Consider the following 362-nt stretch of genomic DNA (forward strand, 5'->3'; position numbering starts at 1 on the left):
AGTGATAAACAAGCGCTAAAACGCAAATTTGCGGGTGAAATTCACGCGAATGAAATTGCAATTTTGCCGTATTACATTGGCTGTTTGAACATTGAACAAACCTATTATGAAGCGACCGATCAATGGTGCGAATTCACCGGCGCGTGTTTTGTCAATACGTTGGCAAATTGGCAAATGGGTTTAATTCAACATGGTGAGGTGAATGATTTACTCGGCAGCATTACGGAAGAAAATCACCGCCGCACGATGACGCAAAAGCAGCGGGTGATTCCGGTCATCATGGGTAATCCACCGTATAATGCCAATCAAAAAAATGCGAATGATAATAATCAAAATATGATTGAAAAAACGGCGGATGCACG

1 protein-coding gene is annotated in these 362 nt (G+C 42.0%); it reads left to right on the forward strand.

Annotated elements, in window-relative coordinates:
* On the forward strand, positions 1-362 hold a 362-nt coding region (locus HUK38_RS14825; protein WP_202985597.1), incomplete at both ends, for a hypothetical protein.

It is taken from the genome of Thiospirillum jenense (genome assembly GCF_014145225.1).
GTDB classification, from domain to species: Bacteria; Pseudomonadota; Gammaproteobacteria; order Chromatiales; family Chromatiaceae; genus Thiospirillum; species Thiospirillum jenense.